This window comes from Nonomuraea marmarensis (assembly GCF_043197025.1).
Taxonomy (GTDB): domain Bacteria; phylum Actinomycetota; class Actinomycetes; order Streptosporangiales; family Streptosporangiaceae; genus Nonomuraea; species Nonomuraea marmarensis.
In genome coordinates this window covers 65,890-84,475 of sequence record NZ_JBICRM010000002.1, presented here as the reverse complement: position 1 = coordinate 84,475, position 18,586 = coordinate 65,890, and the positions used below count along the sequence as shown (strand labels likewise).

Below are 18,586 nucleotides of genomic sequence, written 5' to 3'. Positions count from 1 at the left end.
ATCGCCGCCGCGCGGTCTTGTAGGTTCCGGACACGCCCGCGAGCGCTAGTCCCTGACCGTGACCGGGCGCTTCAGCAGCCACAGCGCCGCGCGCTGGAGCAGCGTCCTGTGGATCTCGTTGTCGTACGACCTCGTGTCGTGGCCCAGTGCGTCGTAGAAGACCCGGCCCCGCCGTACCGAGCGCGCCCAGACGAGTGGCTGGCCGTTCGACGACGCCAGCGGCACCACGTCCGGCAGTACGTCGAGGTCGCTGTAGACCTCGTCCACCACGTCGAAGTCCCGCAGGCCCTCCACCACCGGGTGCGTCCCGTGCACCCGCACGCCCGTCCAGCCCAGCGGCGGGTGGTGGGACTTGGGCCAGGTCCAGCAGCCGCCCAGGACGCGCGGCCAGCCCTGCCAGTCGTCGAAGCAGATCGACGCCGAGTGCATGCACAGCAGCCCGCCACCCCGGTCCAGGTGGTCGAGCAGCGTGGTACGGGCCTCGGCCGGCAGGCCGAAGCGCCACTCGGCCCGCAGGTCGGCGAAGCGATCCTGGTCCATCTGCCAGCGCAGCGCGTTGACGGTGATGAGCTGGACCTCCGACGGCTCGCTGAGCGCGCCCGCGATGTCCTCGGTGATCTCCGACTCGACCCCCACCTCGGCGAGCACCTCCGCGAGCGCGGCCGACGTGGCGGCGAAGTCGTGGAACAGTCCTCCTGAAAGGATCAGATTTCTCGCCACTTCCCAACCTCATCATGCTTATCGCGCTATTTCCACCCAGGAACTGCCCCGGCACGCCACCCGATCCGGTGACGGGGCATGATGCCTGCCGTGGACTTCGAGGAATATCGCCCGATGCTGCTCGGCCTGGCCTACCGCCTGCTGGGCAGCATGTGGGACGCCGAAGACGTGGTGCAGGAGGCCTGGCTGCGGTGGCAGGGCACCGACCAGAGCGTGGTCAGGGAGCCGCGGGCGTTCCTGATGACCGTGGTCTCGCGGCTGGCCCTCGACCAGCTCCGGTCCGCGCGGGTCAAACGGGAGGCGTACACCGGGCCGTGGTTGCCCGAGCCGGTGATGACGTCGGAGGCGGGGCCGCTGGACACGGCCGAGCTGCGTGACACCGTCTCGTTCGCGACCCTGCACCTGATGGAGCGGCTCTCGCCGCCCGAGCGGGCGGTGTTCGTGTTGCGGGAGGCGTTCGAGCTGCCGTACGACGAGATCGCGGAGATCGTCGGCACCTCCGTGGCCAACGCCAGGCAGCTGCACCGCCGGGCCTCCGTGCGGCTCGCCGAGGGGCGCGACAGGTTCCAGCCCGCGGCGGAGGACCACGCCAAGCTGCTGGTGAAGTTCATGGCGGCGGCGAGCGGCGGGGACCTGGCCGCGCTCACCGAGTTGTTCCACGAGGACGTCGTGGCCTGGAACGACGGAGGCGGCAAGGTCAAGGCGGCGCTGCGGCCGATCGTCGGCAAGCGCAAGGTGGCGGCCTTCCTGGGCGGCCTGATCGCCCGCTACGACTTCACGGACGCGCGGGTGCTCGAGGTCAACGGCGGGCTCGCGATCTGGACCCGGATCGGCGAGGTGCACCAACTCGTCGTGATCGAGCCGCGCGACGGGCTCATCAAGGAGATCTACGGCGTGCTGAACCCGGACAAGCTCACCCGCGTGCACGCCGAACAATCGGCCACCGATCTATAGTCGCCCGTATGGATCTCGGCATCTCGGGCAAGGTCGCCCTCGTCACCGGAGGCAGCGCGGGCATCGGCCTGGCCGCGGCCAGGAGTCTCGCGCGGGAGGGCTGCGACGTCTGCGTCTGCGCCCGAAATCCGGAACGGCTCGCGGACGCGGTGGTGGAGCTGCAGGAGTTCGGCAAGGTCGTGCACGCCGTGCTGGCCGATCTGGAGGACCCGGCCGCCGCCCGGCGGGTGGTCGAGGAGACCCGCGACGTGCTCGGCCCGATCGACATCCTCGTGGCCAATGGGGGCGGGCCGCCGGCCGGCCGTTTCGAGGAGGTCGGGCTCGACGACTGGGACGTCGCCGTCCAGCGCAACCTGCTCGGCACCGTACGCCTGATACGCACGGTCCTGCCCGACATGCGTTCGCGCGGCTGGGGGCGGATCGTCACGATCACCAGCAGGTCGGCCCGCGAGGCGCTCGACGGCCTGGCACTGTCCAACGCCACCCGCTCGGCCGTGGCCGGTGTCGTGCGCACGCTGGCCCGCGAGGTCGCCGGGGACGGCGTGCTGGTCAACAACGTGATGCCGGGCCCGATCGACACCGAGCGATTGCGGTCGACCACGGGCGACGAGGAAGCGCTGCTCAAACGGGGCCAGAGCGTCCCGGTCGGCCGCATCGGGCGCGCGGAGGAGGTGGGGGACGTGGTGGCGTTCCTGGCCAGCGAGCGGGCCTCGTTCGTGAACGGGATCTCGATGCTGGTCGACGGCGGCGAAAGCCGCGTCATCGCCTGACGAGCGTCCCGACGATCGCGGCCGCCCAGGTCTCGTCCGCTTCCGGCAGGTCGACGTAGTACGACAGGTTCGCCCGGTGGAAGCAGGCGCCCATCAACATCGAGGCGGCGGCCTGCGCGTCCAGGCCCGCGTCGAGCCGGCCGCCCCGCTGCTCGGCCCGCAGGATCTCGGCCAGCGACAGAATCGGCAGGTGCGGCCCCGAGCCGGTCTCGGCCAGCATCGCCCTGAACCCCGTCATCAGCGAGGGGTCGGCCAGCACGCCGGAGGCGATGCCCGCGGCCCTGGTGTAGAACTCCAGCGCCGCCAGCGCGAACTCCTTGAGGTTCGCGGCCACGTCACCCTGCCCCCCGCTCAGCCGCAGCCGCGTCAGCGCGGGCCCGAGCGCGGGCAGCCGCTCCAGCAGGACGGCCAGGAAGAGCGCCTCCTTGCCGGGGAAGTGCTTGTAGAGCAGCGCCTCGGAACAACCGGCCTGCCGCGCGATCCGCCGGGTCGTCGCGCCCGCGATGCCGAACTCGCGAATCGCCTGCTCGGCGGCGTCGACGATGCGATCGCGGGTGCGCATCCGTTCATGATATGAGCGAGTGCTTACTGATGCCCCAGCGCATGACATCCTTTCATTTAGGGACCTGTGACGAAGGTGGGGGCGCGACAGCATGGACAAGCCGGTCATCGTGACGGTGGACGACGACCCAGGCGTGTCGCGGGCGGTCGCCCGTGACCTGAGACGCCGCTATGGACAGGAATACCGGATCGTCCGCGCCGAGGCGGCGCGGGACGGCATCGAAGCGGTCAAGGAGATGCGGCTGCGCGGCGACGAGGTGGCGGCGATCCTGGCCGACTACCGGATGCCGCAGATGAACGGCGTGCAGTTCCTCGAGGCCGCCATGGACATGTATCCGTACGCGCGCAGGGTGTTGCTGACCGCCTACGCCGACACCGACGCCGCGATCCAGGCGATCAACGTCGTGGACCTCGATCACTACATGCTCAAGCCGTGGGATCCGCCGGAGGAGAAGTTCTATCCGGTGATCGACGGCCAGCTGGACGCCTGGTTGCGTACCGAGCGGATCGAGCGGTCCGAGTTGCGGGTGGTGGGCGACCGGTGGTCGGCGCGGTCGTACCAGGTGCGTGACTTCCTGGCCCGCAACCACGTGCCGTACCAGTGGATGCTGGCGGAGGACCCGGAGGGCGCGCAGCTGGTGAAGGCGGCGGGCGAGGATTGCCACCTGCCGCTGGTCGTGACCGCCGACGGCGTCACGCTGGAGTCGCCCGACCAGGCCACGCTGGCCACGGCGGTGGGCCTGTCGACGACCCCGGCCACCGACTTCTACGACCTGATCGTGGTGGGCGGCGGCCCCGCCGGGCTCGGCGCGGCCGTCTACGGCGCCTCCGAGGGGCTGAACACCGTGCTGGTCGAGGCGTACTCCTCGGGCGGGCAGGCGGGCCAGAGCTCCAGGATCGAGAACTACCTGGGCTTCCCCGACGGCGTCTCCGGTCAGCAGCTCGCGGACCGGGCGCGCAGGCAGGCGCTGAAGTTCGGGGCCGAGCTGCTGACCGCGCGCAAGGTGGTCACGCTGGAGCCGCGCGGGCAGGCGCGGGTGGTGGGCTTCAAGGACGGCGGGGAGATCGCGGCGCACGCGGTGATCCTGGCGACCGGCGTCACCTACCGCCGGCTGGACGCGCCGGGGCTGGATGAGTTCGTGTCCAGGGGCGTCTTCTACGGCGCGGCCCTGACCGAGGCGCCGGCCTGTAAGGACTCCGAGGTCTACATCGTGGGCGCGGCCAATTCGGCCGGTCAGGCTGCGGTCTACCTGTCGGGATTCGCGAGCAAGGTCCATTTGTTGGTGAGGAGTGATGGTTTGGAGAAGTCCATGTCTCACTACCTCATCGAGCAGATCGCCGCGTCCCCCAACATCGAGGTGCACCTCCAGACGGAGGTCGTCGGCGGTGGCGGCACCGGCCACCTGGAGCGGCTGACGCTGCTGGCCAAGGGCGAGGAGCATACGGTCGACGCGCAGTGGTTGTTCGTGTTCATCGGGGCCGAGCCGTACACGTCCTGGCTGGGCGAGACGGTGGAGCGGGACGCGAAGGGGTTCGTGCTGACCGGGCCGGATCTGGTGCAGGGCGGCAAGCGGCCACGGAACTGGCCGTTGCGGCGCGAGCCGTACTTCCTGGAGACGAACGTGCCGGGGGTGCTGGCCGCCGGTGACGTACGCGCCGACTCGATCAAGAGAGTGGCCTCCGCCGTCGGTGAGGGCGCGATGGCCGTCGCGCTCGTGCATCGGTATTTGGAGAAGCAATGATCGACATAGACGAACTCCGGAAGCTCTTCCTGTTCGAGCGGTTGTCCGACGAGCAGCTCACCAAGCTCGCGAGCAGCGGCAGGGTGCAGACGTACGCGCAGGACGAGGACGTCGTCCGGCAGGGCGACCCCGCCGAGTGCTTCGCGGTGCTGATCGAGGGCGAGATCCAAATGATCAGCGAGACGGTCAGCGCGGGGACCGTCGCGATGCCCCGCTCTTCACAGCCCGGCATCTACGGCGGCGCCACCGCGGCCTACCTCGGCGAGCGCGCGCCGGATACCTACCAACACACCCTGCGCGCGACCGCGCCCTCGCGGATGTTCCTGCTGCCGGCCAAGAAGTTCGCCTACATCGTGACAGAGTGGTTCCCGATGGCGATGCACCTGCTCGACGGCCTCATGTCGGGCGGCAGGATGCAGCGGGAGATCATCGACCGGCGGCAGCGGCTGACCGCGCTCGGCACGATCACGGCCGGGCTCACGCACGAGCTGAACAACCCGGCGGCGGCGGCCGTACGCGCGGTGGGCGAGCTGCGCTCGCTGATCAAGACCTCGCGCCTCCAGCTCGCCCAGCTCGCGCAGGACGGCATCCCGCCCGAGAAGCTGCGCACGCTGATCGAGGCGCAGGAGGCCTGCACCAGCAACCTGGACAAGCAGCCGCAACGCTCGCCGCTGGAGGTCTCCGACGCCGAGGACGAGCTGGGCGAGGCGCTGGAGAGCGTCGGCGTCGACGACGGGTGGGACCTGGCTCCCGCGCTGGTCAACGCCGGTTTCTCGGCCAAGGATCTGGAGAAGATCCGCACCAAGGTGGGCGCGGAGCACACGCCCGCCGCGCTGCACTGGCTGGCCGAGGCGATCGAGATCTCGCAGATGCTGAACGAGGTGACCGAGGCCACCGAGCGCATCACCACGCTGATCCGCTCGGCCAAGCAGTATTCGCAGATGGACCGGGCGCCGTTCCAGCAGGTGGACGTGCACGACCTGCTGGACAGCACGGTCGCGATCTTCCGTGGGAAGATCCCGCCGGGCATCAGCGTGGTCACCGACTACGACCGTACGCTGCCGCTCATCCCGTGTTACGCGGGCGAGCTCAACCAGGTGTGGACGAACCTGATCCACAACGCGCTGGACGCCATGGGCGAGCAGGGCACGCTGACGATCCGCACCGCCCACGACGAGGACGAGGCGATCGTCGAGATCGGCGACACCGGGCCCGGGGTGGCTGAGGCGATCAAGGAAAGGATCTTCGAGCCGTTCTTCACCACGAAGAGCGTGGGCGAGGGCACCGGTCTCGGCCTGGACATCTCGTACCGGATCGTGGCCGGCCGGCACGGTGGCGAGCTCAAGGTGCGCTCGGGGCCGGGCGACACCTGGTTCGAGGTGCGCCTGCCGCTGCGCGAGCCCGTGGCGGCCGCCTGAGCACAGCCCTTGTCAGAACGCTTCCTGACCGCATGTAATGGTTGACCGAAATGCGGGAAAGGGAGGCGGACTGGTGAGCGCGTCCGAGGCTGTGACAGGTTCCGGGAAAGGACTTTCGTGTTGATCACCGACTGGACCCGGCAGGCCCTCCCGGCCATGCTCGACGACCTCAGGGCCGTGGTGGAGCTGGAGACCCACAGCTACGACAAGGTCATGCTGGTCAAGGGGCTGCGCGAGATCCGCGGCCGGGCCGTCGGACGGCTCGGGACGCCGGACGACGAGGTCCTGCACGAAGGCGGCACGCACGGCGACATCCTGGAGCTGACCTACCAGGGCACCGCCCCCGGGACCGTGCTCCTGCTCAGCCACTACGACACCGTCTGGCCGGCGGGGACGCTGGCCGGGTGGCCGTTCACGGTGGTGGAGGGCAAGGCCACGGGGCCGGGCGTGTTCGACATGAAGACGGGGCTCGTGCAGTCGATCTGGGCGCTGCACGGGCTGCGGGAGCTGGGGTTGCCGCATCCGAGCGTGCGGTACCTGTTCAACGGGGACGAGGAGATCGGCAGCCCGGCCTCGCGCGAGCACATCGAGGCGGCCAGCGAGGACACGCTGGCGACTCTGGTCTTCGAGGCGTCCGCCGACGGCGCGCTGAAGACCGCGCGCAAGGGCGTGGGGCTGTTCAACGTGAGCGTTACCGGGGTCGAGGCGCACGCCGGGCTCGACCCGTACGCGGGCGCGAGCGCCATCCACGCACTGGCCGAGATCGTCACCACGCTGGCCCGCGCCGGCTCCCGGGAGCGCGGCACCACCGTGAACGTCGGCCTGATCAGCGGCGGCACCGGGCGCAACGTCGCGGCGGGACACGCGAGTTGCGGCGTCGACGTGCGGGTGACGGACCCGGCGGAGATGGGGCGGATCGACGACGTGTTCGCCGACCTGCGGGCGTCGGATCCGCGGGTGACGATCTCCGCGACCGGCGAGTGGAACCGGCCGCCCATGACGCCGAACTCCGCCTCCCGGCGGTTGTTCAAGGAGGCGCGGGAGGTAGCGGCCGAGTTCGGGTGGCTGCTTGACGAGGCGTCCGTCGGGGGTGCCAGCGACGGCAACTTCGTCTCGGCGCTCGGGCGTCCCGTGCTGGACGGGATGGGCGCGGTGGGGGACGGGGCGCACGCGCGGCACGAACACGTGCTGATCGAGCACATCCCGGAGCGCACCGCCCTCGCCATCGGCCTGCTCACGGCCCTGGCCTGACCGCCGCACCCTGACCGCCGAACCCACTGCCACACCTACGACTGCCGTAGCAGGCGACACCTCAAAGGGATTAGGGGCGCCGCAGCCGAATTAGGGGGAAGCAGGGGTCGCTCTTCTTGGGTGTCGTCAGGCACGTTCATCTCGAAGTTAACCACCGTTCAGAGAGGCGCCCCCAGAATGCGAATTCCGCTTTGCGAATCGAGGCTGAACGGGAGCCTGCGGATACTCCTGGCCTCCATCCTGTTATTCGGCCTTATGGCGATGGGAAGTCCCGCGCGGGCCCAGACCATCGCGCCGTTGCGCATCCTGCTCACCACCGACGACGGCTACAACGCCCCCCTCCTGCAGCAGCTACGAAAGGCCCTGACCAAGGCGGGCCACCACGTCACCGTCGTCGCACCGGTCGATGACTCCAGCGGCATCGGCACCTCCATCAACATCAAGTTCGGCACGACGCTGAAGGCAGCCGAGATGTCGCCCGGGGCGTGGGCGGTCGAGGGCAGCCCGGTGGACGCCGTAGCGTTCGGGATGAGCACGATCTTCCAGGACGTGCGACCGGATCTAGTCGTCTCCGGCCCCAACGAGGGAGAGAACGTGGCCGCGCTGGCCAATCACAGCGGCACCGTGGGCGCCGCGATCGCGGCGTTGGCCATCGGTGTCCCGTCCATCGCGGTGAGCATCGCCAAGGATGGATCTTCGCTTCCCAGCGCCCCCAAGGCCGTCGAGTTCACGGTCAGGCTCGTGAATCGGGTGGCCGCTACCGCGTCGAACGGCGGCCTTCTACCGCCGCGCACAGCCCTGAACGTCAACTATCCGGCCTTCCCGGCAGGCGAGGTCACCTTCGCCAGGCTGGGAACGTCACTCCCCATTTCGACCAGCTACGTCCCGGCCGCCGAGGTCTGCGCGACGTGCTACCGAATCTTGCCCGTCTTCTCGACCACACCTGACCCGGTGGCCGCGTCCGACCGCACCCTGCTGGCTGAGGGCAAAGTGACAATCACCCCTCTGGACGGCAGCTGGGAGGCCGACCCAAAGGTCTTCACGCTCGTCCGCAACCGCCTGGGCACTCTCACTCCCTGATGGGAGGCGGACCGGCGGCCCGGTGGGGTTCTGGGCCGAGGAAACCCTTGGGCCAGAACCATCGGGAAAGGCCGGCAAGCTTCGGAAAGCTGTCTGGAATCCCTGGCGCGGAGCGCTCATCGTGGAAGGCCATGCTTTCGGCCCCGGGGTTCGGGCGTGGTACGCTCCCAAGCGAGCGCTTGGTTAACCGTTGAGGGGCCGCCGCATGAAGTTCTCGACCTTCCACCTCTTCCACCGCTTCGACGGCCAGAGCTTCAAGGACGTCTACGACTACCACCTGGAGCTCATCGAGCTGGCCGAGGAGCTGGGCTTCGACGGGGTACGGCTGGCCGAGCACCACTTCCGCGACTACGGCGTCGTACCCAATCTGTTCACCATGCTCGCCCACGCCGCCGCCCGCACCTCCCGCCTCAGGCTGGGCACGGGCATCGTGGTGTTGCCGCTGCACAATCCGATCCACGTGGCCGAGGAGGCCGCGCAGGTGGACGTGCTCTCCGGCGGGCGGCTGGACCTGGGGATCGGGCGGGGGTACCAGAGCTTCGAGTTCGAGGGGTTCGGGATCGACCTGGCGGAGGCTCGTGACCGGTTCAACGAGGCGCTGGAGGTCGTCGTCGGGCTCTGGACGCAGGAGGCGTACCAGCACGAGGGGAAGTTCTACAAGACCGGCGCCGAGGTCTCGCTCGTGCCCAGGCCGCTGCAGTCCCCGCACCCGCCGCTGCACGTGGCGGCCGTCTCGCCCGAGACCGTGACCATCTACGCCGAGCGCGGGCTGCCCATCCTGGCCGATCCGGCGGCCACGTTCCGCAAGGTCGTCAAGGCGGCCGAGACCTGGCGGGAGACGGCCGCGCAGGCCGGGCACCCCGACGGCGCCGACCTGGTAGTGGCGCGCAGCGTGTACGTGGCCCCGACGCTGGAGCAGGCCCGCGCGGACCAGGCTCGGTTCGAGAGGTCGTTCGACCGCTCTCGCATCTTCAACGCGCGCAGCGCCCCGATCGATCCGAAGACCGGGCGGGCCGCGCAGGGCTTCGAGTACTACCAGGACCGCTATCTCAAGGGCGGCACAGTGTCGGCCGACTTCCGGTGGGAGCAGCTGGAGGTGATCGGGGATCCGGGGCGGGTGATCGAGCAGATCTCGCTGCTCAGGGACGCCGGTTTCACGAACCTGCTGTGCGACTTCGGCAGCACCCGGCCGATGCCGCTGGAGGAGATGAAGCGGGTCATGCGCTTCTTCGCGGCCGAGGTCATGCCCGCCTTCCACCTTCCCGCCGGAGGCTGACCATGATCCACAGTCTGTCCCTGTCAGACGTCCTCGCCGACCATGCCCGCAGCCGTCCGCAGGTCACGGCGGTGGTGGACGGGGACGTGCGGCTCACCTACCCGGAGCTCGACGCCCGGGTGACCCGCCTGGCCGACGCGCTGGCCAGGCATGGCGTCTCCGTGGGCGACCGGGTGGTGTGGCTCGGGCAGAACTCGCATGCGGTGCTGGAGCTGCTGCTGGCCTGCTCGCGGCTGGGCGCGATCTTCTGCCCGGCCAACTGGCGGCAGTCGGAGGACGAGCTGCGGTTCATTGTCACCGACCTCAGCCCTGCGGCAGTCGTCTGGGAGCCTTCGGACACCACCACCTCCCTCCAGGCGCAATCGGCGGGGACGGCAGTGTGGGTGCAGGCGGGCGAGGACTACGAGCAGCTGGTGGCGAGCGGCCCCATCAGGGAGTTCCCGCAGGTAGCCGACACCGAGCCGACCCTGGCCCTGTACACCGCCGCCTTCGAGGGCCGTCCCAACGCAGCCCTGCTCAGCAGCTCGGCCCTGATCGCCCACAGCGCGTCGCTCCTCGTCGTACGCCAGATGGAGCCCGGCTTCACCTTCCTCAACAACGGCCCGCTCTTCCATGTGGGCACCATGATGTTCTGCCTGGCCACCCTCCAGATCGGCGGCACGAACGTCTTCACCCCCGCCTTCGACCCCGAAGAGGTCTGCCGGCTGATCGACGCCGAGCGGGTGACGCAGGCGTTCCTGTTCGGGCAGATGATCGACGCGGTGGCGAAGGCGAACGCGGGCGGCAAGTACGACCTGTCGTCCCTCAGCTTCGTCTCCCACTCCGCCGAATGGGACGACATGATCACTGTGGACGACTCCCCCTGGTGCAGGTCCAAGATGGGCGGGTACGGGCAGACCGAGGTGGGCGGGATGCTCACCTTCCTGGGCTTGGCCGAGGGTGGCGCGGGGTTCGCGGGGCGGCCGAATCCGCTGGTCCAGGTACGGATCCTGGCCCCCGACGGCACCGAGGTCCCGGCGGGCGAGGTGGGCGAGATCTGCGCGAGGGGCAAGACCCTCTTTTCCGGATATTTCGCCCGGCCCGACTTAAATGCCGAAAAATCCAGAACCGGCTGGCATCACACCGGCGACCTGGGCCGCCGCGAGCCCGACGGCACCATCACCTTCATCGGCCCCAAGCTCCGAATGATCAAATCCGGTGCCGAGAACATCTACCCGGCCGAGGTCGAACGAGCCCTCAAATCCCACCCGTCAGTGGCCGACGCGGCGGTCATCGGCGTGCCCGACCCCGACTGGCACCAGGCGGTCAAGGCCGTCGTGGCACTCAAACCGGACGCCACAACCACAGCGGACGACCTGGTCGAGCACGTCAGAACGCTGCTGGCGTCGTACAAGAAACCGAGGCACGTCGCCTTCACGGACGCGATCCCGAAGCGCGGCTTCACCCCCGACTACGACGCTCTGGACGCCGCCCACGGCGGCGGCAACTACCCGGGCGCCTGATCGCGTAGGGGCAGTCCGGCCTCCAGGTGTGCCATGGCCCGGTCGAACTCGACCCGCGGATCCAGGTCCGGGTTGCGCACCCAGTCGAGCACAAGCGCCACGAGCACGCCGACGATCGCTCCCGTGACGTTGCGGATCTCCGGGTCCTCGGGCGCGCGGCGCTCGCGGGCCGCCAGGTGCTCGCGCAGGGTCCCCATGAGGCCGGTGACGTTTTCCAGGCTCGCCGCCCACAGTTCGGGAACCGTGAACAGGAGCCTGTCCCGCTCCAGACTGTCGGCGAACTCCTCCGGCGTCTGCATCTCCAGCACCCCGTGCATGGCCGCGCGCATGGCCTGGACGGGGTTGAGCTCAGGCGGCGCCGCCTGGAGCGCCTCCAGGAAGAGGGGGAACTGGTCGACCAGCACCAGGTCCTCTTTTCTTGGGAAGTAGCGGAAGACGGTGCTGGGCGCCACCTCCGCCGCCTCAGCGATCTGCTCGACCGTCGTCGCGGCGTACCCGTGATCGCGGAAGAGCCGCAGCGCCTCCTTCTGGATCAACGCCCTGGTCTTGGCCTTCTTCCGCTCCCGCAGGCCAGGTCGATCGCTCATGTCCGCATTCTCCGGCGTACGGCGGCCTGGCGTCCACTCATGAGAGATCACCATGTTTCGCTATACAGCTCTTATTTGAGAGTCTACTCTCGAAATTATGCGACTTCCCATCGAACGCCCGCCGGGCTGCCCCTTCGATCCGCCTGCCGAGCTCCGTGGCCTGCCGCCGATGAGCAGGCTGGAGTTCGCCGACGGCCATCTGGGCTGGCTGGCCACCACGAGCGCGGCGGCCCGCGCCGTGCTGGGCGACCCGAGGTTCAGCGCCAGGCAGGAGCTCAAGCACGCCGCCCTGCGCTCCGTACGCCCCGGGGGCCCCGCCAGCCCGGCCCCGCCCGGATTCTTCGCCGCGACCGACCCGCCGGAGCACACCCGCTACCGCCGCCTGCTCACCGGCCAGTTCACGGTACGCAGGATGCGGGTGCTGGAGCCGCGCATCGAGCGGATCGCGGCCGAGCACCTCGACGCCATGGCGAAGGCGGGACCCCCTGTCGACCTCGTACGGGCCTACGCGCTGCCGATCCCGTCGCTGGTCATCTGCGAGCTGCTCGGGGTCCCGTACGACGATCACGACTTCTTCCAGGAACGCAGCGCGCGGATCGTCACCCCGGGCGCCGACAGCGCGGGCGCGCTGGCCGACCTCACCACATACCTGGGCGCGCTGGTGCGCCGCAAGCGGGCCACGCCGGACGACGACCTCATCAGTGGGCTGACCGGCGACCTCACGGACGAGGAGCTGACCAACGTCGCCCTGATCCTGCTCGTCGCGGGCCACGAGACGACCGCGAACATGCTGGCCCTCGGCGTGTTCGCGCTCCTGGAGCATGGACAACCCTACGAAGACGCCGCGGTCGAGGAGTTGCTGCGCTGGTTGTCGATCCTGCATCTCGGCGCGCCGTCCCGTGCCGCGCTGGAGGACGTGGAGGTCGAGGGCGAGCTGGTCAGGCAGGGCGAGACGGTCGCGCTTTCCCTGCCCGTGATCAACCGGGATCGGGCGGTGTTCGAGGAGCCGGACGCGCTCCGGCTCGACCGCGCGGAGGCGCGCCGGCACCTGGCGTTCGGCTACGGCGTGCACCAGTGCCTCGGGCAGCAGCTCGCCAGGATCGAGCTGCGCATCGGCTACCGGGCGCTGTTCGAGCGCTTCCCCGGCCTGCGGCTGGCCGTCCCCGCCACCGAGGTGCCGCTCAAGACCGACGCCTCGGTGTACGGGGTCAGCGCCCTGCCCGTCACCTGGCCGGTGAGCTGATCTTCTCCAGCGTGTTGTCACGGCGGCTGGACGACGCGCTGTCCGGATTACAGGATGGCCAGCGGGGTGATCGGGCTGCCGGTGCCGCCCTCGATCCTGAGTGGCGCCGCCACGAACACGAACTCCGTACGTCCCCGCTCTCCCAGCTCCTCCAGCCAGAGCATCTCCACGAGGTGGATGCCGTGCCGGTGGAGGAGGATGAGGTGCAGGTCGTCGGCGAGGCCCTCGTCGGCGAGCCCCCGGGCGTCGAGCCCGCCGATGGCGGCGTTGTCCGAGGCCACCACGGACACGTCGTGCGCCGCCAGCCAGCGGCCCGCCTCCGCCGACAGTCCCGGCTGCCCCGACCAGTACTCCTCGTGCGAGCGCTGCCACACCAGCGGCCAGCCGGTACGGATCACCGCCACGTCACCGGGACCCGGCTCCGCGATCTCCTGGAGGAGCTCCGCCGGGATCCTGAAGTCGGCAGGCAGGTGGTCCAGGCCGAGGTGGCGGGCCACGTCGAACAACACTCCCCGCGCGACCACCCCGCCCACGTGCTCGATGCCGCACCTGGTGGCGCCGTACGAGCGGACCCGGGCGGCCGGGTGGCCGTTGTAGAGCTCGTCGCCGGACCACATGTGGCACAGCGCGTCCATGTGGGTCGTGGTGCCGTGGTGAGTGACGACCAGCGCGTCGTCGGCCACGCGCAGTCCCTCGCCGATCGGCCGGGCGCCGGCCGCGTAGTCGCCGCCGTCCACGGACATGAAGTGTTGCGGCAGCGGGCGGCCCGGCAGGTGCGGGACCGTCGTGGGCGCGGGCGAGGAGGTGGCGCCCCTGATCGGCATGGCCAGGCTCAGCACCTCGCCCGTGGTGGCGCTGCGCAGCGCATCGAGGACCACGGCCGGGGTGAGGAGGTTGAGGGTGCCGCGCTGATCGTCTAGGCCGAATCGTCCCCAGTTGTTAGGCTCGTGAGCCAAGTAAGCGCTTCCTTTCTCTGCGGCAGTCCCTGCGGAGGTGTCTCTGTGGAGGTTCTGATGCACTGCGATCCTCGGTTCTCCCGCGTGCGCGAGGTGTTCGAGCGGCATTTCACCGACGGTGAGGAGCTGGGCGCGGCCTTCGCCGTCTACCTGGACGGCGAGCCGGTCGTGGATCTGTGGGGCGGGGTCGCCGACCGGCACACCGGGCGGCCCTGGGAGTCCGGCACACCCGCCTTCGCGTACTCCTGCACCAAGGCGATCACCGCCACCGTGCTGCTGCAACTCGCCGAGCGGGGGCTGGTGGACGTGACCGCGCCGGTCGCGGACGTGTGGCCGGAGTTCGCCGCCCGGGGCAAAGGGGCGATCACCGTCGAGCACCTGCTCACCCACCAGTGCGGTTTGCCGGTGGTGGAGGAGACGGTGCCGGTGGAGGAGTTCGAGGACCAGGCGGCCATCGCGGCCCGGCTCGCCGGTCAGGCGCCGCTGTGGGAGCCGGGGTCGGCGCACGGGTATCACGCGCTGACGTACGGGTTCCTGGTGGGTGAGGTGATCAGGCGGGTGACGGGCAAGTCGGTGGGTGAGCTGGTGGCCGCCGAGATCGCCGCGCCGCAGGGGCTGGAGTTGTGGGTGGGCGCGCCGGACACGGTGATCGCCCGCACGGCCCGCCTCAAGGCCGGCGAACGCCCTCAAACGGGTACGGACGCCGGCCCGGCGGTTACCGAGACCGGGCGGTCGCGGGATGTGCTGGGTGAGATCGCCAGAGCGGCGCTGGATCCGCAGAGCCTGATGAACCGGGCGCTCGGCAACCCCGGCATGCACCGGCTCCATGGCGGCGCGAACAACCCGGTCATCCTGCGCGCCGGCTGGCCCGCCGCCGGAGTCGTCACCACTGCCAGGGGCCTGGCCGGGTTCTACCGGTCGCTGATCGCCGGTGACCTGCTGCGCCCCGAGACCCTGCGCGACGCGATCCGCCCCCGCGTGAACGGCCCCGACCGCGTCCTGCTCCTGGACACCTCGTTCGGGCTCGGCTACATGCGGCCGTCGCTGACGTTCCTGATGCCGTCCGGGACCGCGTTCGGCCACTCGGGCATGGGCGGCTCCATCGGGGTGGGCGACCCGGAGCGCGGCCTGGCCATCGGCTACGTCATGAACAAGATGGCCAACGCCCTGTCCGGCAACCTGCGCGGCCTGCGCCTGGTGGAGGCCGTCTACGACTCGTTGTGACAACACGGGGGGCTCAGTGCATGGTCACGCCGCCGCTCACCGACAGGGTCTGCCCGGTGATGTAGGCGGCGCGATCCGTGCACAGGTAGGAGACCAGGCCCGCCACATCGGCGGGCGTGCCGAGGCGGCGCAGCGGGATGCCCCGCGCGATTTTGTCGACCAGCCCCGGCTCGGCCACCGACACCCGCCGCAACATGGGTGTGTCGGTGGGGCCGGGGCAGACCACGTTCGAGGTGACCTGCGACTTGGCGGCCTCGCGGGCGAGCGACTTGGCCAGGCCGAACAACCCCGCCTTGGTCGCCGCGTACGCCCCCTCGCCGCCCGACCCGGCCCTGGCGCCGTCGGAGGAGATGAACACCAGCCGCCCCCACCGCCTGGCCATCATGCCCGGCAGCAGCAGCTTGGTCAGCAACATCGGCCCGCGCAGGTTGACCTGCCACATGAGGTCCCAGTTCGCCGGATCGCCGGCGGTGAACGGCTCCACGACCGACACCCCGGCGTTGTGCACCAGGATGTCCACCGGCCCCACCGCCCCGCCGAACTCCTCCACGGCCGCGGGCAAGGCCAGGTCCACGGCCAGCGCCCGCGCGCCGGCCAGGCCCGCGGCGACCTTCTCCGCGTTCGGCAGGTCCACGTCGGCGACCACGACCCGTGCCCCGAGCGCGGTCAGGTCCGCCGCGATGGCCGCGCCGATCGCGCCCGCTCCCCCGGTCACCACGGCCACCCGCCCGTCCAGGCGCAGCCCGTCCATCATTTCCACGCCTCGACCAGGTCCGCCGCGGTGGTGCGGGTGGCGAGCAGGCTGATCGTGTGCTTCAGTACGGCCTGCGCGTAGTCCTCCGGGATCCCCGCCACCGCGTCGGTCACCACCGTCACCCGGTAGCCCAGGTTGACCGCCTCCAGCGCGAGCCCCGGGATGCCGAGGTTGAGCGAGACCCCGATCGCGACCACGGCGGAGACGCCCAGCGAGCGCAGCGTCATGTCGAGCGAGGTGCCGGTGAACGGGGAGAACCCGTGGTATCGCCGGCTCTCCAGGTCGCCGCCGTCCCGCAGTTCGGGGATGATCTCGGCGGCGGGCGTACCCTCCAGCATGTGGCCCGGGTCCTTGAGCAGGGAGGCGATGAACGGCGAGTTCGCCGTGTGGGAGCCGGCCCGGTCGGGGCGGAAGGCGGCGGTGCAGTGGATCACCGGGAACCCCGCCGACCTGGCCGTGTGGAGCAGGCGGGCGGCGTTGGCGACGACGTCGTGCCGCGTGCAGGCGGCCACCAAGTCCGGAAATTTCGTGAGATCGCCGATGACGCCCCGCTGCATCTCCATCACCAGCACGGCCACGCGCTCCACCGGCGGACCTCCTCGATTTAGCCGAGCGCTTGCTTGGGCATGCATGAGCATATCACCCGCCACATAGCGTTATTTCTGGATAACGTGTGGCGAAATATCTCCAGTCGTGACAACCAGAACCCCGGGTGAGACCGTCGAATCGAAGACGGCCTAATGGGGGTTGGACTTGGTCCCTGGTTACCGCGAAGTACGCCAGCTCGGCGCCGGCCGCACCGGCCGTGTGTTCCTCGCCACCTACCAGTCGACGGGCGCCTACGTGGCGATCAAGTACCTGAACGCCACCCTGCGCAGGGACACCGAGTTCATGGACCGCTTCCGGACGGACACCCATGAGCTGGTCGAGATCGACGACCCGAACGTGGTCCGGCTCTACGAGTACGTCGAGACCCCCACCAGGGCCGCAGTCGTCATGGAGCTGGTTGACGGCGTGTCCCTGCGTACGTTGCTGGCCGAGCACGGCCGGACCAGCCCCGAGGCGGCGCTGGCCCTGCTCAAGAGCACGCTGCTGGCTCTGGCCGCGGCACACGAGAGGGGCGTGCCGCACCGCGACGTCAAGCCGGAGAACGTCCTGGTGCAGGCGGACGGCACCACCAAGCTGGCGGACTTCGGCGTGGTCGTGCACGCGGAGGAGCCGGGCGTGCCCGCGGGCAGTCCCGAGTACATGTCGCCCGAGTTGTGGACGCAGCACCGGGCGGGGCCGCCCGCGGACCTGTACGCGGCGGCGTGCGTGTTGTTCGAGGCGGTCAAGGGGCGGCCGCCCTACCGGGCGCACAAGGAGGACGCCGAAGGGGAGCTGGACGTTCCGGCGGTCCGCGACAAGCACCTGGTGGAGCCGGTGCCGCTGGAGGTCGTCCCGGACACGCTGCGCGACCTGCTCAAGCGGGGGCTGGCCAAGGATCCGGCGGTCAGGTACGCCTCGGCCCGGCACTTCGCCGCGGAGCTGGAGGAGGACGCGCTCGCCGGGTACGGCCCCGACTGGGAGAAACGCGGGCGGCGCCACCTGGCCGAGCTGGCCACGCTGCTGGCCCTGCGCTTCCCGCTGGCCAGGACCGACCGGGCGGCCGGCGCCGCGATCACCATCCGCGACCGGATGCTGAAGATGCCCAGGCTGCCTCCGCACCTGTGGGTCGCGGGCGCGACGGTGGTCGCCGTGGCGATCGCGCTCATGATGTCGGGCGGGCGGCTGCCGCCGGGTCCCGGCACGGTCCTGATGCCGCCGCCCAAGACGCACGGCGAGTACGACCCCAGGCCGGTCGACGCCGTCACACCCACGCCGAGCAGGACACCCCCGAAGCGCACGACCCCGACGCCCACTCGAAGACCGGCTTCCAGCCCGCCGCCCGCCAGTTCGCCCCCTCCGCCGCTGCCCACCGATCGGGGCGGGACCTCGGTGCCGCAACCCTCCGTGCAGGCGGCCAGCATCGTCCAGTGGAGCGGCACGGCCGGGGCGATCCAGGTCTCGGCGGACGGTACGGGGCCCGTGCGGCTGCGGATCTCGTACACGCGCAGGGACGGCGAGGAGGGTGCGGCCAGGACGCTCCGGCGGGAGACCCGCACCCTGCGCGGCAGCACCGCCTACACGAGCACCGTCGCGCACGATCCCGGGAGGGTGGCGTGCGGCAAGAGGGCATATTTCGGGATCCTCGTCATGACGGAACCGGCCGCGGTCAATGGGCCGCAGGTGAGCGAGGTGGCCGTGGACGGACCCGCCTGTGAAACGCCGGCCCCGGCTGACACGCCTACCCCGACCAGGTCCGGCACGGCCACGCCGAGCCAGGAGCAGAGCACCTCGGCCCTCCGCACGCCGCCGAGTTCGGAGCCCTCGAACGAGCCTTTCACCCAGCCCATCGACGAGCCCTCCGCCCAGCCGCTCGTCAGCCCCTCGGACGAGCCGCCGCCGACCCCGTGAGTGCACCGCTCGCGGCCCTTGCCGGTCAACCAAGCGTGCGCTAGCTTGGCAA

17 protein-coding genes are annotated in these 18,586 nt (G+C 70.3%); 11 read left to right on the top strand and 6 right to left on the bottom strand.

What is annotated here, in order from left to right:
* Nucleotides 1-45 precede the first annotated feature (45 nt).
* Nucleotides 46-720, bottom strand: a complete 675-nt coding sequence (locus ACFLIM_RS03380) for a ThuA domain-containing protein (protein WP_393161754.1) — start codon at nt 718-720, stop codon at nt 46-48.
* 81 nt (nt 721-801) lie between these two features.
* Here ACFLIM_RS03380 and ACFLIM_RS03375 point away from each other — a divergent pair, with 81 nt between their 5' ends.
* Nucleotides 802-1,674 carry an RNA polymerase sigma-70 factor gene (locus tag ACFLIM_RS03375; protein WP_393162502.1) on the top strand — a complete coding sequence of 291 codons (873 nt, stop codon included), beginning with the start codon at nt 802-804 and terminating at the stop codon, nt 1,672-1,674.
* An 8-nt stretch (nt 1,675-1,682) separates the two neighbouring features.
* Nucleotides 1,683-2,444, top strand: coding sequence for an SDR family oxidoreductase (locus tag ACFLIM_RS03370; protein ID WP_393161751.1), 762 nt, complete (start codon nt 1,683-1,685; stop codon nt 2,442-2,444).
* Here the strand turns inward: ACFLIM_RS03370 and ACFLIM_RS03365 are convergent.
* On the bottom strand, nt 2,434-3,006 hold the full coding sequence (locus tag ACFLIM_RS03365; protein ID WP_393161748.1) for a TetR/AcrR family transcriptional regulator: 573 nt from the start codon (nt 3,004-3,006) through the stop codon (nt 2,434-2,436). The genes ACFLIM_RS03370 and ACFLIM_RS03365 overlap by 11 nt on opposite strands.
* A gap of 91 nt (nt 3,007-3,097) precedes the next feature.
* Here ACFLIM_RS03365 and ACFLIM_RS03360 point away from each other — a divergent pair, with 91 nt between their 5' ends.
* From ACFLIM_RS03360 to ACFLIM_RS03335, 6 genes are all read left to right on the top strand, one after another.
* Nucleotides 3,098-4,747: an FAD-dependent oxidoreductase gene (locus ACFLIM_RS03360; protein ID WP_393161746.1), complete on the top strand. Its 1,650-nt coding sequence runs from the start codon at nt 3,098-3,100 to the stop codon at nt 4,745-4,747.
* Nucleotides 4,744-6,165 carry an ATP-binding protein gene (locus ACFLIM_RS03355; RefSeq protein WP_393161744.1) on the top strand — a complete coding sequence of 474 codons (1,422 nt, stop codon included), beginning with the start codon at nt 4,744-4,746 and terminating at the stop codon, nt 6,163-6,165. Before ACFLIM_RS03360 ends, ACFLIM_RS03355 begins: the two co-directional genes overlap by 4 nt.
* 156 nt (nt 6,166-6,321) lie before the next feature.
* Nucleotides 6,322-7,416 (top strand): M20 family metallopeptidase, encoded by a 1,095-nt coding sequence (locus tag ACFLIM_RS03350; RefSeq protein WP_393162500.1) that lies wholly within the window; start codon nt 6,322-6,324, stop codon nt 7,414-7,416.
* A gap of 261 nt (nt 7,417-7,677) precedes the next feature.
* Entirely contained in the window at nt 7,678-8,496 is an 819-nt protein-coding gene (gene surE, locus ACFLIM_RS03345) for a 5'/3'-nucleotidase SurE (protein ID WP_393161742.1), read from the top strand.
* Between the two features lie 205 nt (nt 8,497-8,701).
* Entirely contained in the window at nt 8,702-9,772 is a 1,071-nt protein-coding gene (locus tag ACFLIM_RS03340; RefSeq protein ID WP_393161740.1) for an LLM class flavin-dependent oxidoreductase, read from the top strand.
* Nucleotides 9,773-9,774: 2 nt separating this feature from the next.
* Nucleotides 9,775-11,274, top strand: coding sequence for an AMP-binding protein (locus ACFLIM_RS03335; protein ID WP_393161737.1), 1,500 nt, complete (start codon nt 9,775-9,777; stop codon nt 11,272-11,274).
* Here ACFLIM_RS03335 and ACFLIM_RS03330 read toward each other — a convergent pair.
* A complete protein-coding gene (locus ACFLIM_RS03330) occupies nt 11,259-11,861 on the bottom strand; it encodes a TetR/AcrR family transcriptional regulator (RefSeq protein ID WP_393161734.1) in 603 nt (200 codons plus the stop codon). The two genes, ACFLIM_RS03335 and ACFLIM_RS03330, sit on opposite strands and share 16 nt — an antisense overlap.
* 97 nt (nt 11,862-11,958) lie before the next feature.
* On the opposite strand from ACFLIM_RS03330, the gene ACFLIM_RS03325 reads away from it, so the two are divergent.
* On the top strand, nt 11,959-13,104 hold the full coding sequence (locus ACFLIM_RS03325; RefSeq protein WP_393161732.1) for a cytochrome P450: 1,146 nt from the start codon (nt 11,959-11,961) through the stop codon (nt 13,102-13,104).
* 47 nt (nt 13,105-13,151) lie between these two features.
* Here the strand turns inward: ACFLIM_RS03325 and ACFLIM_RS03320 are convergent, their stop codons facing one another.
* Nucleotides 13,152-14,060 (bottom strand): cyclase family protein, encoded by a 909-nt coding sequence (locus tag ACFLIM_RS03320; RefSeq protein ID WP_393161730.1) that lies wholly within the window; start codon nt 14,058-14,060, stop codon nt 13,152-13,154.
* A 57-nt stretch (nt 14,061-14,117) separates the two neighbouring features.
* Between ACFLIM_RS03320 and ACFLIM_RS03315 the strand changes: the two genes are divergently transcribed.
* Entirely contained in the window at nt 14,118-15,284 is a 1,167-nt protein-coding gene (locus ACFLIM_RS03315; protein ID WP_393161727.1) for a serine hydrolase domain-containing protein, read from the top strand.
* Nucleotides 15,285-15,297: 13 nt separating this feature from the next.
* On the opposite strand, the gene ACFLIM_RS03310 is transcribed toward ACFLIM_RS03315, so the two are convergent.
* Nucleotides 15,298-16,035 carry an SDR family NAD(P)-dependent oxidoreductase gene (locus ACFLIM_RS03310; RefSeq protein WP_393162498.1) on the bottom strand — a complete coding sequence of 246 codons (738 nt, stop codon included), beginning with the start codon at nt 16,033-16,035 and terminating at the stop codon, nt 15,298-15,300.
* Nucleotides 16,035-16,625: a cysteine hydrolase gene (locus tag ACFLIM_RS03305; RefSeq protein ID WP_393161725.1), complete on the bottom strand. Its 591-nt coding sequence runs from the start codon at nt 16,623-16,625 to the stop codon at nt 16,035-16,037. Before ACFLIM_RS03305 ends, ACFLIM_RS03310 begins: the two co-directional genes overlap by 1 nt.
* 166 nt (nt 16,626-16,791) lie before the next feature.
* Between ACFLIM_RS03305 and ACFLIM_RS03300 the strand changes: the two genes are divergently transcribed.
* Nucleotides 16,792-18,534, top strand: coding sequence for a protein kinase domain-containing protein (locus ACFLIM_RS03300; RefSeq protein WP_393161723.1), 1,743 nt, complete (start codon nt 16,792-16,794; stop codon nt 18,532-18,534).
* Nucleotides 18,535-18,586 lie beyond the last annotated feature (52 nt).